At 38.7% G+C, this 15,612-nt stretch carries 14 protein-coding genes and 1 riboswitch; of the genes, 8 read left to right on the top strand and 6 right to left on the bottom strand.

Annotated elements, in window-relative coordinates; genetic code table 11:
* Positions 1–372: 372 nt before the first annotated feature.
* Positions 373–570, bottom strand: coding sequence for a superinfection immunity protein (locus tag ACKXGF_RS03490; protein ID WP_411954883.1), 198 nt, complete (start codon positions 568–570; stop codon positions 373–375).
* A 70-nt stretch (positions 571–640) separates the two neighbouring features.
* Between ACKXGF_RS03490 and ACKXGF_RS03485 the strand changes: the two genes are divergently transcribed.
* Positions 641–1,039 carry a secondary thiamine-phosphate synthase enzyme YjbQ gene (locus ACKXGF_RS03485; protein WP_411954882.1) on the top strand — a complete coding sequence of 133 codons (399 nt, stop codon included), beginning with the start codon at positions 641–643 and terminating at the stop codon, positions 1,037–1,039.
* Positions 1,040–1,060: 21 nt separating this feature from the next.
* Here ACKXGF_RS03485 and ACKXGF_RS03480 read toward each other — a convergent pair whose 3' ends face one another.
* Positions 1,061–1,525: an SRPBCC family protein gene (locus tag ACKXGF_RS03480; RefSeq protein WP_411954881.1), complete on the bottom strand. Its 465-nt coding sequence runs from the start codon at positions 1,523–1,525 to the stop codon at positions 1,061–1,063.
* Positions 1,526–1,640: 115 nt separating this feature from the next.
* Between ACKXGF_RS03480 and ACKXGF_RS03475 the strand changes: the two genes are divergently transcribed.
* The 3 genes from ACKXGF_RS03475 to ACKXGF_RS03465 all read left to right on the top strand — a co-directional run bounded on the left by ACKXGF_RS03475 (position 1,641) and on the right by ACKXGF_RS03465 (position 4,557).
* Positions 1,641–2,180, top strand: coding sequence for a histidine phosphatase family protein (locus ACKXGF_RS03475; protein ID WP_411954880.1), 540 nt, complete (start codon positions 1,641–1,643; stop codon positions 2,178–2,180).
* A 184-nt stretch (positions 2,181–2,364) separates the two neighbouring features.
* Entirely contained in the window at positions 2,365–3,339 is a 975-nt protein-coding gene (locus tag ACKXGF_RS03470; RefSeq protein WP_411954879.1) for a GMP reductase, read from the top strand.
* Positions 3,340–3,408: 69 nt separating this feature from the next.
* Entirely contained in the window at positions 3,409–4,557 is a 1,149-nt protein-coding gene (locus ACKXGF_RS03465; protein ID WP_411954878.1) for a trans-sulfuration enzyme family protein, read from the top strand.
* A 154-nt stretch (positions 4,558–4,711) separates the two neighbouring features.
* Here the strand turns inward: ACKXGF_RS03465 and ACKXGF_RS03460 are convergent, their stop codons facing one another.
* Positions 4,712–5,164, bottom strand: coding sequence for a hypothetical protein (locus tag ACKXGF_RS03460; RefSeq protein ID WP_411954877.1), 453 nt, complete (start codon positions 5,162–5,164; stop codon positions 4,712–4,714).
* Between the two features lie 533 nt (positions 5,165–5,697).
* Here ACKXGF_RS03460 and ACKXGF_RS03455 point away from each other — a divergent pair.
* The gene (locus ACKXGF_RS03455; RefSeq protein WP_411954876.1) at positions 5,698–6,315 is read left to right on the top strand and encodes an HAAS domain-containing protein; all 618 of its coding nucleotides are present in this window, start codon (positions 5,698–5,700) and stop codon (positions 6,313–6,315) included.
* A gap of 75 nt (positions 6,316–6,390) precedes the next feature.
* Here ACKXGF_RS03455 and ACKXGF_RS03450 read toward each other — a convergent pair whose 3' ends face one another.
* Entirely contained in the window at positions 6,391–7,164 is a 774-nt protein-coding gene (locus ACKXGF_RS03450; protein ID WP_411954875.1) for a Cof-type HAD-IIB family hydrolase, read from the bottom strand.
* Between the two features lie 179 nt (positions 7,165–7,343).
* Positions 7,344–7,521: riboswitch (Lysine riboswitch) on the top strand.
* Positions 7,522–7,633: 112 nt separating this feature from the next.
* Here ACKXGF_RS03450 and dapA point away from each other — a divergent pair.
* Positions 7,634–8,524 (top strand): 4-hydroxy-tetrahydrodipicolinate synthase, encoded by an 891-nt coding sequence (gene dapA, locus ACKXGF_RS03445; protein WP_411954874.1) that lies wholly within the window; start codon positions 7,634–7,636, stop codon positions 8,522–8,524.
* A gap of 93 nt (positions 8,525–8,617) precedes the next feature.
* Complete coding sequence (locus ACKXGF_RS03440) at positions 8,618–9,043, top strand: hypothetical protein (RefSeq protein ID WP_167261712.1); 426 nt, start codon at positions 8,618–8,620, stop codon at positions 9,041–9,043.
* 20 nt (positions 9,044–9,063) lie between these two features.
* Here the strand turns inward: ACKXGF_RS03440 and ACKXGF_RS03435 are convergent, their stop codons facing one another.
* Positions 9,064–10,506, bottom strand: coding sequence for a diguanylate cyclase domain-containing protein (locus ACKXGF_RS03435; protein ID WP_411954873.1), 1,443 nt, complete (start codon positions 10,504–10,506; stop codon positions 9,064–9,066).
* Positions 10,507–10,698: 192 nt separating this feature from the next.
* Here ACKXGF_RS03435 and ACKXGF_RS03430 point away from each other — a divergent pair, with 192 nt between their 5' ends.
* Positions 10,699–13,908, top strand: a complete 3,210-nt coding sequence (locus ACKXGF_RS03430; RefSeq protein ID WP_411954872.1) for an SNF2 helicase associated domain-containing protein — start codon at positions 10,699–10,701, stop codon at positions 13,906–13,908.
* Positions 13,909–14,050: 142 nt separating this feature from the next.
* On the opposite strand, the gene ACKXGF_RS03425 is transcribed toward ACKXGF_RS03430, so the two are convergent.
* Positions 14,051–15,508, bottom strand: a complete 1,458-nt coding sequence (locus tag ACKXGF_RS03425) for a protein adenylyltransferase SelO (RefSeq protein ID WP_411954871.1) — start codon at positions 15,506–15,508, stop codon at positions 14,051–14,053.
* Positions 15,509–15,612: the final 104 nt, after the last annotated feature.

Raw genomic sequence — 15,612 nt, 5'->3', positions numbered from 1 at the left:
CCTATCAGTATGGAGGTGACCTCGCAACAGGACAAGGGTATTAAGGAATCCAAATTATGGATGTCACTCAGAATCATTCAGACCCCTGACACAACAGGATTTCACAGCTTTTTGGTAAGTTATTCAAATGTCTTTTATCGTTCGGCTCTGTTAAAGTTTAGCATTGATTTTCTATTAATCTAGCACTAAGTTGTTGAATTGTGAGAAGCGAAGGTGGCGACTCCTGCGGGAATAGCACGAGTCTCGAGACCCCACAGGCTGCGCTTTTTGGGCGAGGAGGCTCGAGCCGTGCCCGCAGAAAGCGTCCACCGGGAGCGTATCACAATCTCGACAACGGACTTTAACAAAGGTTGTCATTAAAAAATAGCACTATTAAAACTGCCATTCAGGTTTCATCGACCATACTAGTAGACCAATCCAGGCTACTAACGTCCATCCAATTAATAGATTAGCAACGACAATCAAGGTGCGATGCGGATGCTGATTTTTGACCGCAAAAAATGTTGGTGTTAAATAAAGCAACAAGCTCACAACACCTAAGATCACAAATAAAATTACTAAACCTGTCATCAAACCTCACCTCATTTAACCCTCATTCATGTTAAGATAAAATCAAACTTTTTCTAAAGGAGAAATCAATATGTTAAAAACATTCCACCTCAAAACAGACCACCATGACCAAATGATTGATGTCACAAACGAAATCAGATCATGGATCAAGCAGATTGGCTTACGAGACGGCGTTATTGTTGTTAGTTCCATGCATACCACAGCTGGTTTAACCGTGAATGAAAACGCCGACCCTGATGTCAAAACGGATATGCTTAGACGGTTCCGTGAACTTTATCCCTGGAATGATTCACAAGACCGTCATATGGAAGGTAATACAGCTGCACATATGAAGACAAGCACAGTTGGCCATGCCCAAACACTGATTATTGATCAAGGTGAACTCGTCTTAGGCACCTGGCAAGGGCTCTATTTTTGCGAATTTGACGGCCCACGTAATCGCAATTTTATGGCAAAAGTGATCGGGTAATACAAAAGCGTAGCCAAATGACTACGCTTCTCCCGCTTCTTTTTTAGCTTCTTCTTCGACGCGTTCCATAAACGTCGTCAGTACTTGATCATTACTTTTTCGAGACATTAGCTTCATCATCAACTTTCCGAACCAATTAGTCCCTTCATTTTGTCCTTCATAGATAAATAGTGTCTCTGACTCACTTTGTTTTTTCAGTGTATATTCAGTTTCGATTTTAAATGCCTTCCCAATCGAAAACTGAATCCGCCAATTTTTATCATCTGGTTGGTCGCTATGTTTAATTGTTTCTACAATATATGTCTCAATACGTTTCCCTTCTTGGTAAGATTGTTCGTATTTTGCTCCTACTTCACCAGGCTCACCTTCAATTAATTCGTGCTTCACGACATTTGGCATAATTCGTTGAAGTTGGTCTGGTTGAAATAACGCCCAAACATAGTCAATATGGACAGGAATCACTCGCTCTTCTTGCCATTGCAACATCAAATATCCGCCTTTCTATCCAAAAATGATAGTTTAATTGTTACATAATTGTTATGACAACACAACGTTTAGCCTTTAGCTCCATCGGGAAATAATCAGATACTGAGGTGATCAAATGACACAACATATTTATATCATTCGTCATGCACAAGCGACTGGTCAAGAACCTGAAGCACCGTTAACGACAATAGGTGAACATCAAGCAGACAGTTTAGCAAAATTTTTAAATCAATACGAGATTGACCGAATTGTAACCAGTCCATTTATACGTGCTGTCCATACGATTGAACCCTTCGCCCAAGAACACGGTTATCCGATTGAACTAGATCGAAGAATTAGCGAAGGATTAATTAATGAGAGACAATTTTCACGATGGCTCACGCATTTAAACAATCAATTTCAAGATGTCTCATTCACACCAATCGAAACTGATTCGCCAGAAAATAAACGAAAGCGTGCGATTGAGGCTATAGAAGATATTAAGAAGGAGTCTAACACTCCAACAGCCATTGTGTCTCACGGCGGTATCATTCCCTTGCTCTTCCACCATTTCGGTTACGGGGCTGCCTTCTCTCGTCTAACAAATCCAGATGTTCATCTATTAACGATTTCTGAAACGGATACTACAATAGAAAGAATTTGGCAACCTAACTAACCTACATCTCAACTAGATGTAGGTTTTTTGATTAAAAACCGAACGATTTTAATTAAACTTATAATAAAGTTCATTTTTTACCTCAAGCCTATTGAATTATTATACTCAATCCGTTATCGTATTACTTGGAGCGAATAAAAACCAACAAAGATTATAAAACATTCGTTTTTAGGAGTGATTTATCATGAACACATGTTTCGATTATGAAGATATTCAATTAATCCCGAATAAATGTATTGTCCAAAGCCGTAAAGAATGTGATCCGTCTATTCAATTTGGTCCACACTGGTTTCGTCTTCCTGCCGTACCAGCCAATATGCAGACGGTAATCGATGAAGACTTAGCTCAAAAACTAGCTAACAACCATTACTTCTATATCATGCATCGTTTTAACCCTGAACGTCGTTTCAATTTCGTGCAAAGGATGAAACAACAAGGGCTAATTGCATCTATAAGTGTTGGTGTCAAAGAAGAAGAGATCATGCTTATCCAAGATTTAGCTGCTGCAGAACTCGAACCAGACTATATCACAATTGATGTTGCTCACGGGCATTCAGACGCAGTCATTCATATGGTTCAGACGATTAAACGCGAATTACCTAACAGCTTTGTGATCGCGGGTAATGTCGGCACGCCTGAGGGTGTAAAAGAATTAGAAGAAGCAGGTGCTGATGCCACGAAAATTGGTATTGGACCTGGAAAGGCTTGCATCACGAAGTTAAAAACAGGTTTCGGTACAGGGGGCTGGCAATTAAACGCTATTCAGTGGTGTGCCGAAGTGGCAACCAAACCGATTATCGCGGACGGCGGCATCCGTACTCACGGTGATATCGCGAAATCAATTCGTTTCGGCGCATCTATGGTGATGATTGGATCACTTTTCGCAGGACATGATGAATCCCCTGGTGAACTTGTTACTCTAGAAGGTACTACCTTTAAGACTTATTTCGGTTCTGCTTCTGAATTTCAAAAAGGCGAACGAAAAAATGTCGAAGGTAAGAAGCTCCACGTCCCTTATAAAGGCGCTCTACAAGACACTTTACAAAGCATGACTGAAGATTTACAGTCAGCGATCTCTTATGCAGGTGGCACAACTCTCGAAGCACTAAGAACAGTGGATTATGTCATGGTTAACAATACGATTCGTAACGGTGATTAACTTTTGACAGCGACTTAGTCGTATCGGTTATACTATAAATCATAGTATAACGACAACGAGGTGAAACAAATGACCAAACAATCATTCCATACACAAATCGTGCATCAACAAATTAATCAGTCTGAAGCAACGACATCGAAAACAACGCCAATCTATCAAACGTCAGCCTTTACGTTTCACGACCTTGACCATATCGAACAGTATTATGAGGGCGAGGTTCCTTATCTATATACACGTGAAAATAATCCAAATACCGCGGAATTAGGCCAAACCATTGCCCAGCTTGAACAAGCTCCAGCAGGTGTCGCGTCCTCTTCTGGCATTTCAGCGATTATGGCCGGCATTTTATCCGTCATTCAAGCAGGCGAACACATTGTCGCGGCACAGGATCTATATGGCGGCACGCAACAATTAATTACCAAACAATTATCAAGCTTAGGAATCGACTATACATTAGTCGACTTCAGCTCTTCTGATGCTATTGAAAAAGCAATTCAATCAAACACAAAATTATTAATAACAGAATCCATTACAAATCCATTTCTACGAGTCGAAAATTTAAAAATACTGGTAGAAATCGCGAAAAACCATAATCTAAAAACAATGGTCGACAATACATTCGCAACCCCATATCTATTAAATCCTTATACATCAGGAGTGGATCTAGTCGTACATAGTGCCACGAAATACATTGGTGGCCATAGTGATGTGACATCAGGTGTCTTAGTAGGACATAACGATTTAATCGCTCTTGCTAATAAAAAAGTTGTCGGGCTAGGCATGAATTTAAGTCCTTTTGAGGCGTGGTTAACAGAACGCGGGGCAAAAACGCTGGCTTTACGTATGCGTGAGCAATCAGCCAATGCTAAACAAGTGGCGACGCATCTCGAGGAAAATGATAGTGTGAAGCAAGTCTATTATCCTGAAAATGTTTCAACTCGTGGCAATGGTGCGATCGTCACAATTGAATTAGCTCACAACCTCGATGTAGCGACATTTTTTAAATCACTTGGTTGGATTAAAATTGCTCCAACATTAGCTGGTGTGGAAACAACTGTGTCCTACCCGAGCAAAACATCACATCGAGCTTTAACAGAAGAAGAACGCGAAAATCTTGGCATTAATGATTACGTCGTTCGTATTTCAATCGGTATTGAAGAAGGCGATGATATCGTTAGTCAATTAAATGAAGCGATTGCGAATGCTACAACAACTTAAGTATTAACCAATTCGTCCACTCTCTTCGCTTTATAAATAACAAACTAAAACGCTCAGAAAATATTCTGAGCGTTTTTTATGTAATCATTATTTTCCATATACAATGACAGTACCCGTTACTTGAACAAGGGTTATTCCAGTATTCAGATCACCTTTACAAATTGTGTATTCTGATCATTTCTCCTATATTATAGCCTAACCAAGCACCCATAAACGGAAAAGCATCGATAGGAAAGTTAAAGATTGCAGTTTCATAATCCTCAACAAACGTCAAAACTGTAACAATGACACTTAACAGACTCATGAAAACAAGTTCGATTATTTTCCTTCTCCTCCAACGTTTCTCTCCTAATTGAGTTCTATCAAACTCCTGCACCCGCCTATTTGTCTTTGTACCAACAAACTTTCCTGTCGTTAGGATGTACAAAGTGACAGCTACTATTAGCCATAATAATACACAAAACATTCCATAAAGGACGAATATATTTCCGTTCTCAGCAAAATAACCGATCAGCACGAATAACAACAGCATCACAAGATTGCTTTGGATTAATTGCTTCGTTTTTAAATGTTTAACTTCTTCTATATCCCAATCTGTTTCCTCCATTTTATCCCCCCCTTTTTCAACTCAATAACTTGTTAAATACAACCACTCCAGAACATACTTTCACAATTTTTGTGACAATTTTAACATAATTTTCTTTTTATCTGAATTTATAAATTAAATACATAGGCGTGAGAACTGAATCGCACAGTTCAAAATATTTATTTCAACACTTGTAAAAAGCTATGTGATTACTGATAAGGCTATGTAAAACATTAATGAACAAGCAAATACTAAGAATACATAGATTTAAACTCTCCCTACTTTTGCACGACCATCACTGCCAAATTGATTGTTGTTTATGATGCTAGTTTTACAGTTGGAAAATGCCTTTAAACAAAGCACAAAGTTTATAAACAACCAAATATTTGGCATTAATGTTTTGTATTACAAGTTGATATAGATATAATGTAAATATATTCTAAATAACAAGTTATTTCTGTTTTATTTATATACTTGGTATTGCAAGTTATTGAGCGATGGGAACAGTTAAATTGCAGTGTAAACAAAGTGCTTAAAGGAAAGGGGATGGAAATATGATTTCAAAAGAAGGCGAACGTTTTATAGAAAAAATGCGTAGTTATTTAATTTCTAAAGGAAAGACCGATGCAGAAATCGAGGGATTATTGGAAACGGCAAAGGTGCATTTAATCGAAGGTGAGAAAGACGGCAAGTCAGTTGAAGATATTTTGGGTAAATCTCCTGAAACATATGCTAAAGCACTCGATTCTGTCATGACCGTATCAACAAAAGAAGATACCAAACATTTAATAAATTTTATAATAGTCATATTTTCACTAGTCTTTATTAACAATCTTTTAAATGATCCACTTAATGTATCACTTTTAGAATTAATTGGCTTCCCATCCATGTTCATTTTGTGGATTGTAGTTACTATTCTTGGTTTAAGAGTTGACCTTTCAGAATTAAATATAAAGAATTGGGTTTCTTTGTTTCTACTTGCGATGGTACCAAGTTCTGTGACAGTGGGCGTTTTATATTTTAGAAGTTTCTATGACCCTACGATATTCACATTAGACGGGGCACCAAGGTATATATTAGCTGCTATTGTCGCCATCCCCATGCTCATAAGTGTTTTCAGCTTGATTAAATACTATAGAAGTTTGAATCTTACCATTAAAAAGCGCTCATAAAAGTATCTGAGCGCTTAAGTTTACTATTTATTAGGTTATTTCTTCTAAATGTGATTGAGCCCAAAGGATTCCTTTTTATATCAAGCCCATTTTTTTCAAACCTTGCTCAATACCATCTTGATCAGCATCAGGCGTTATATATGATGCGGTTTCTTTCGCGCGGTCGTGACCGTCCTCCATGGCAAAACTGTGCTTGAATTGCGCTAACATTTCTAAGTCATTCAAGGAATCACCAAAGACAACGACGCGATCTTCTGGTAATTCAACTTGCTTTAGCACATGTTGGATCCCTTCTGCTTTTGATCCGCCTTGAGGAATCACATCAACTGAATAAGGGTGCCAACGGAGAAAATCAAACTCAGGGTATGCCGCTTCATACTCTTGCTCTTCTCCCGCTTTACAAAACAGTAACCCTTGATAAATATCACGTTCTTTATACGTCGGGTCGTAATCAGCTATTTGGCCAAGTTTCAATGTCGCAATCGCCTCAGACACATAACTACTCGATTGAACATTGGCTTTCATATCTTCTTGGTCGAGGTAAACTATTGGATGATCGTTAGTATTTGCTTGGTTCACCATACGTTCTAAACTTTCAGGTTTAAGTGGATTGCGGTAAATTGAGTCTCCATCTAACACTACATATTGCCCGTTAAAACTAATATATGTATCAATATTTAATTGATTCCTTACATGTTCATACATAAACGGAGCACGTCCAGTTGCAATCGCGACGATGTGCCCATTATTCTTTAACGTTTGGACCGCTTGTCGTGCTGATTCAGGTACACTTTTAGAACGATCAAGCAATGTCCCATCTAAGTCAAAAAAGACGATGTGTTGGTCCATCTTACTACCTCCTATTTCCTTCTACTGTCATCTAATCATTCAAAGTTTAACATATTTCATTTATTCCATGCTCGCTTGTCATAAAAGCGTTAAGTTTTCAGGGAAATAACTTGTTTTAGTACGGGAACTTTGGTACAGTAAAATTACAACTTAAACGTTCTTATTTTAAACGAATTTAAAGTAAGGATAGAGGCGCAAACACCATAAGTACTTATGTTGAGGAGAGTGAGCTCTTGCGATGCATGAGGAAAGGGGGATTTGCCGAAGCTTGATGATCCTCACAATCATGAAGCTGGTTCTGCATTAAAGAAGTGCAGGGCTGTCATATAGGCGACTATATGGAGGGCTATCTGACTTAGGACATTTTGACGTTCTAAAGCAACAACGGGCCCAGTCGCTTCGTTGTTGCTTTTTTGGTCCTCCACACCTAGAAGGACAGGAAAAATATTAACAAAAGGTGTGTGATTAGATGAATTTCGGACAAGTATTAACAGCTATGGTAACCCCATTTGATCAACATGGTGATGTTGATTTTGATGCAACACGTTCATTGATTAATTATTTACTAAACAATGGTACTGACGGCTTGGTCGTAGCCGGTACGACAGGTGAATCACCGACATTAACACATGAAGAGAAATTACAGCTCTTCCGTTTTGTAACTGAAGAAGTTAATGGCCGCGTTCCCGTCATTGCCAATACAGGTTCTAATAATACGCGTGCTTCTATCCAGTTATCACAAGAAGCTGAATCCATTGGTGTCGATGCAGTCATGCTCGTGACACCTTACTACAACAAACCTTCTCAAGAAGGGATGTTCCAACACTTCAGCACAATCGCTGAAAGCATTGAAACACCTGTGATGCTTTATAATATCCCAGGACGTAGTGCCGTTGGAATGACAGCTGATACGATTGTTCGCTTATCACAAGTTGATAACATTGTTTCTATTAAAGAAGCGAGTGGTGATCTTGATCAAGTCACAACGATCATTAATCAGACTAGTGATGATTTCACGCTTTATACAGGTGAGGACAGCCAAACACTGCCTACATTCGCAGTTGGCGGGATTGGTGTTGTATCTGTTTCATCGCATATTCTCGGCAATGAAATGCAAGACATGTTAAACGCACATCGAAATGGTGATACTGCCTATGCGGCTAAAATGCATGGCTATATCATGCCATTTATGAACGCGATGTTCTCAGCACCAAGTCCAACTCCCGTTAAAGAAGCACTTAATCAAATCGGAGTACCTGTCGGAAGCGTCCGTCTCCCACTCATTCCATTGAATGATACCGAGCGCGCTGCTTTAACCCCAATGATCCAGAGCTACACAACAAGTCAAGACGTTGGCTAATATAATAGACCAGCTGAAGTTTAAACTTTAGCTGGTCTACTTTTTTGTTTATTGTTAAACTAATATAAAATTGTTGCCGCTAGGAGGATCACTTTGGTTGTCACATATATTCTTATCGCAATAGCTATTTTCATCGTTTTAACCGAAACGGTAAAAATGATTGTGCGTCGAACTTTAGGTGTTTCTAAAAGAAAAATAAAACCGTTTCGACCTTATCGAATAAATGACAGGCACGGATCAATCATTATATGGATACGGTTAACAGCTGCTTTTATAGGTTTGTTTGTGTTTCCGTTAGCTAGTCTACTCTCAAATATACATTTTTTATATTATTTCATCAGTTTAATTGTAACTTATAGTATTATCGAATTACTTACAACAGCTCATTTCGAATATTGGCACTCTAACACGCCACGACGAGCATTCGTTACATTAAGTGAAGCTGGCATGATATTATTAGCTGGCATTTTGTTCTTTGTTTTCAATGTCCCTGAATCACTTGCAGAGTATAAGGATTAACGATCCATTAATGGGTGAATTTAATAATTGTTTTTGCCGTCTCGTTTAACTTGATACATAGCCGTGTCAGCTAGTTGCAATAAAAGATCACCATATTCGCCATCATCTGGATAAATACTCACACCAATACTCGGCGTCATTTGAAGCTCTGTTTCACCCAAATCAAACGGGGCATCAAACTGACTCAAAATCTCACCCACTAAGTGATCGACATCATTTTCTAATCGAGGTACTAATACAATAAATTCATCACCACCTAAACGATAAAGTATCCCTTGATCTCCTCGAAGCCCTTGAGTGAGCCGTTTAACGACACGCTGTAACAATGCATCTCCAATTTGATGACCGAAATCATCATTAACGGGTTTAAAATTGTCTAAATCGATCATAATTAAACCCATTCGCTCACCTTTTTGCTCAGCCTGCTTCACCAACTGGGTTAAATCTTTATTGAACTTCGAACGGTTCCGTAATCCTGTTAGATAATCATGGTAAGCTAGATACTGATATTGGGCTACTAATCTTAATTTTTGTCTGATTAAGAAGATATTACGAATAATCGTGATGACAAGAATAAATGCCAGTCCTAAACTCAGACTATTTAACTCCCAACCATAACTATAAAAAACAAACATTATCAGAATAAAGATGACGACGTAAGATAGAATTTCTTGTTGTAACGAGAACTGATGACCATGCTGAGATAAGTGAACGCCTTCATGGTCGCGAGCGTAAAATCCAGAAACACCGATCAAAACAACTCCCAATAACCACAAAGGTTGAATATAGATAGTCTCTATAAAACCTTCTAATGTCACAAAATAAAAGTAAAGTAAATCCCCTAAGATTAATATAAGCAATCCGAACATACTATACCACTTCACATTTTCCGTTTGCCACGTCAAATTAAGTAATATAAAAGCCGTAACCAGAATGCTCAAATCTAAAAGCGGATAAATGATCTCAATACTATCAAACCCAATTGACTGCTGACTCAAATCAAATAGAGGCATTATAATAAAATGTAAGCCCAATGCTAAAACAAAAGTCAAAAAGACTAAGATGTTAAAGACGAGCTGTTGACTTGTGTAGTAACTTGTTAGAATTAACAATTTATAAATCAATGCGATAAAAAAGACTAAATAACTGAATGCCCATAACCAATTAGTTGCGAGCGTGAATTGGTCAGTTGACTGTACCGTAAAACTGATCACGTCATAAAGGTTAGTTAAACCAAACAGCATCATGCCAAAGCTTAATAATAACCAAAAATACCGATTTTGCGTGGTAAGCAACCAATATTGGCGAAATAACCAAAAAGACACACCTATTGCAGCAATAGCGACGCTTATTGGTCCTATCATTTGTCTTACTGCTGAATCATCTAATAAACCAGCAATTAAAAGAAAGTAGATCCCTATCCACACAATGCTACCTATTAGGATTTTATGTTGTTTCAGCATGGTCATCCCTCATTGTAAACGATTTCATCGCACCAAATTCATAGTCCTATTTTACTATAACAATAAAATTCAAAATCCGCTAGTTATTTTTAAGGTGGTGATCTTTTTATCTTTGGATTCAATTCAACATTCAAGCCTCATATATGGTAGAATAGTTAAGATATGCATTATTTAACCAAAGGATGAACACTTATGCTTTCGATATCAGAAATACAAAAAGAGATCCCGTCTCATATATATTCACGCGGCTTAAACTATTACCATCAAGGAAACATCATCCATTTTAAACACAATCCCAAAGAAAATACTTATCATGCCTGGGTCTCAGGAAGTAAAATTTATCAAGTAAGAGCTGCAATAGAGAACAGCACAGTGAATTGTAGTTGTAACTGCCCTGCTTTTGAAGACAATCCTCCGTGCAAACATGTGGCCGCTGTTCTAATTAAGATGGCCAAAGATACAAACGCAAAAGAAGAAAGTCATGAATCTGACTATGAACAGTTTTTACGTCAGCGAGAACAACGAGCCAATCAAAAACGTGATTATTCGAGTGAATTGATCCAAGCGCTGTCCAATCGACCAACGACAAATAAACATCAACGAGAAACATTAAAAGTCGAATTCACGATACGGCATTTCCGCCAACTTAGATTTGATGATAAGTTATCGATTGAAATGAAGGTTGGAACAAATCGGTTGTATGTCGTTAAAAGTATGCGTAAATTCCTTGAGAGCTTAGACCGAGGAGAAGAACATGAATTCACGCCTAACTTTCAATACGATCCAAGTGAACACGTGTTTTCGGAAGAGGATCAGCGCGTGATTGATTTGCTTTTGCAACTATATCGAAACGATGTCTTTTATGATGGTCATTTCCAGACACCACCCAATTCAAAAGGCATTACCGTAACACCTGTTCTTGCTAAACCACTGATTGAAGCATTATCTTATTGTGTTTGTCGTTTAGAAGATCCGCACCAATCTTATCAAGACATCCATTGGCACAACGATGAATTACCTTTTCAATATGAGATTTATCAAGACGAAAATCAGTATTTATTTGGATTTGATAATTTTAAACACATTACGATTTATAACGAGTATGACTTAGTGAAGTACGACAATTATTTTTATCCTGTCGACCAGCAGAAAATGAGAACTTTATCGGATATAGAACAAATCTTAGCTAGACAAACTGAACCTGCTATTTCGGTTTCTAACCAGCAGATAGACTCATTTATGTCTGAAGTTTATCCACAATTAGAAGAAGTCGGTGAGGTCACACTAACTGAAGAAGTGTCAGAAAAAATGATTCAACCACCGCTTCATGCGACGATGCATCTCGATTTTTCAGAGGATCGGTTAACAGCAAATTTGAAATATCAATATGATGATCACACATTTGACCCTTTAACTAATGAGGGGCCTGGTGAAACGGAGCAAATTTTAATTCGTGATACTGCCAAAGAACAAGAAATCATGAATATGATTGAACAATCAGCATTTAAGTTTAATGGTCAAACACTATACCTTGACGATGACCATGATATCTTCTCATTTTTATATGATCAGTTACCATTATTTCAAGACGATATCAACATTTATTCAACACAGCCCGTCAAAAACATCTTAAAAGACGATCTACAGACTCCAACCGTTCAAGTCGATCTTGATTCTGGTGAGAATTTGTTAGATGTACAATTTGACTTCGGGGATATCCAGCCAGATGATATTCGCCAAATGATTCAATCTGTTCAGGAGAAGAAGCGATTCTATCGTCTACCTGATGGCGCCTTTGTTCCACTTGATGACGATCATTTATCACAAGTGTCTTCCATTGTTAATGAATTAAATTTGAGTACCGATGATTTAGAAAAGGAATCCGTTCAACTGCCAGCTTATCGTGGTTTACAAATCGATGAAATTGCTGATGGTTTAAAAACACAATATAATAAAGCGTTTGAGCAACTCATTCAAGATATTAAGCAACCTGAAATGTTCGAAGCTGAAGTGCCAACGACCATTCAGGCAGACTTGCGCGATTATCAGCGGTTTGGCTTTCAGTGGATGAAATCACTTAGTCGTTATCACTTTGGCGGGATATTAGCGGATGATATGGGACTTGGTAAGACACTGCAAAGTATCACGTTTTTAGTGTCTGAACAAGATGATCGAGCAGCTGATGATCGTGGTAAGCCTGCGCTTATCGTCGCGCCCGCTTCACTCGTCTATAACTGGCAAGCAGAATTCGAGAAGTTCGCACCACATATGAGTGTCGCAATCGCTCACGGCGCTGCCAGTGATCGTGAGAAGGTCTTAAAAGAAAGCAATCATTATGACGTAATCGTGACCTCATATCCATCTGTCCGACAAGATGAAGCGTTATACCGCGATCTTACATTTTCAACGATGATATTAGATGAAGCTCAAGCAATCAAAAATCATTTAACAAAGCAAGCTAAGGCCATTCGTACGATTCGATCTCAAAGACGATTTGCTTTAAGCGGCACACCGATCGAAAATTCACTCGATGAATTATGGTCGATTTTCGATGTGTTGTTACCAGGCCTATTTCCAGCTAAAAAGGCATTCCGACAATTACCTGAGAAACAAATCGCAAGAATGAGTCGTCCGTTTATCTTGCGCCGACTTAAAGAAGATGTTCTAACAGAATTGCCGGATAAAATCGAAACTGTACAGCACTCTGAATTAACAACGAAACAGAAGCAACTCTATCTCGGTTATTTAGAACAAATTCAAAGCGAAGCTGCGAATGTATTATCGACAGAAGAATTTCAAAAGAATCGGATGAAAATTTTAGCTGGACTAACTCGTTTACGTCAGTTATGTTGTCATCCATCGCTATTCATTGAAGATTACGACGGCGAATCAGGAAAGCTCAATCAATTATTAGAAATGGTTGAAACAGCCCGAGCAAGCAATCAGCGTTTGCTGATCTTCTCGCAATTTTCAAGTATGCTTCAAATTATTCAAACCAAGCTTGACGATATGGGCGTCGATGCCTTTTATTTAGACGGTCAAACGCACTCGAAAGACCGAATTGATATGGCCAATCGCTTTAATGAAGGCGAGAAAGATATCTTTTTAATTTCACTTAAAGCAGGTGGCACGGGACTTAATTTAACTGGTGCAGACACCGTCATCTTGTATGATCTCTGGTGGAATCCAGCTGTAGAAGAACAAGCGACAGGACGTGCTCACCGCATGGGTCAACAAAACGTCGTCCAAGTATTCCGCTTAGTGACGAAAGGGACAATCGAGGAGAAAATTCACCAATTGCAACAACGCAAACGGGAACTCATCGAAAACGTGATCCAACCTGGCGAAACAACGTTCCAAAACTTAACCGAGAACGACATCCGAGAATTATTGAACGTCTAACATTGTTAAACAATCTCCTGACTTTGTTAAACAGTTAATCAGGTTGTTTAATAATCCAGCTAGAATGTTAAACAATGTTCTGCAAAAGTTAAAAACCAGGCAATCGCTAATCATCTCCTTAGCGATTGCCTGGTTTTATTTACTAAGTTCCACAATACGTTACAAAGTCATCATCGGATTCCTCAGGTGGATCTGTATAAGCTTCTTGTGCTTCTGAGTAAGCATAAGGATCTGCTAATACGCGTAATAAATCGTCCATCACTGATAAATCGCCCTCTTCATCTGCTGCTTGTATCGCTGCTTCAACTTGATGGTTGCGAGGTATGACCGAAGGATTTGCTCGCTTCATAACGGCTTTAATTTGTTCATTAGTAGCGTCTTCACTTTCCAAACGGGCCTGCCACTTCTGATACCAGGCTTTAAAATCTTCAGTTCCAAACCAAGTCGACTCATCAAACTTTCCTAACGTTAAATCACGGAATGTATTCGTAAAATCAGCTTCATGGTCTTTCATTAACGTTAATAATTCATCTATTAATGTTTCATCTCCCGCCTGGCTAGTTTGTAAGCCTAACTTACGGCGCATCCCTTTCATCCACTCATCCTGGTAATAATCAAAAAATTGATGAACGACATTTTCTGCTTTGCCTAACGTTTCATCATCCTCATCACCAATTAAAAGCAACAACGTCTCTGCAAAGCGTGCTAAATTCCAGGCCGCGATTTTCGGTTGGTTCCCATACTTATACCGTCCATAAAAATCAATCGAACTAAACACCGTTTCCTGATTATACGTATTCATGAATGCACACGGTCCATAATCGATCGATTCACCGCTGATCGTCATATTATCTGTGTTCATTACGCCGTGTACAAAGCCGACTAATTGCCACTGGCTAATCGTCTTGGCCTGTCGTTTAACAACCTCATGTAGCAAAAATAAATATCGATTATCCGCTTCTTCGTAACCCGTAAAATGACGTTCTAACGCATAATCCGCCAGTCCTTTTAAGTCATCATAACTTCCAAACTGTCTTGCATATTGAAAGGTTCCTACCCGAATATGACTCTTCGCTACACGTGTTAACACAGCGCCAATTTCTGGTGCATCACGTTGAATCGATTCGCCTGTAATCGTCACAGCTAAACTCCGATTAGTCGGAACCCCCAAGCCATATAAAGCCTCACTAATCATATATTCGCGAAGCATCGGCCCTAACGCTGCACGACCATCACCACCACGCGAATATGGCGTTGCGCCAGCACCTTTTAACTGGATATCGTAACGAGAACCATCTCCCGTCACATGTTCACCCAATAAATGTGCCCGACCATCACCTAGCATCGTGAAACTCCCAAATTGATGACCTGCATAAGCTTGAGCAATCGGGTCAGCTCCTTCTGGAAGCACATTACCTGCTAATTGCTGCACACCTTCATCTGATTGCAATACATAAGGATCTAGCCCCAGCTGTTGAGCTAAACTCCCATTCAAGAACACCAGCTGCGGGTCCTTTACGGGATTTGGTTCGACATGTGAATAAAACAATTCCGGTAATTCTGTATATGTTTGTTCTAAATTCCAGCCTATCTGACTCATATTATCCCTACTTTAATTACGTCTTTAATTTTATATAAACACAAGATCATTAATGATGTCTAAAAAATCGCTTATTACTCATTCGACAAAAGGACTCGAATATT

Source organism: Alkalibacillus sp. S2W (assembly GCF_046764385.1).
In the GTDB taxonomy this organism is placed as follows: domain Bacteria; phylum Bacillota; class Bacilli; order Bacillales; family Alkalibacillaceae; genus Alkalibacillus; species Alkalibacillus almallahensis.
This window is presented reverse-complemented; position numbering and strand designations above follow the sequence as displayed.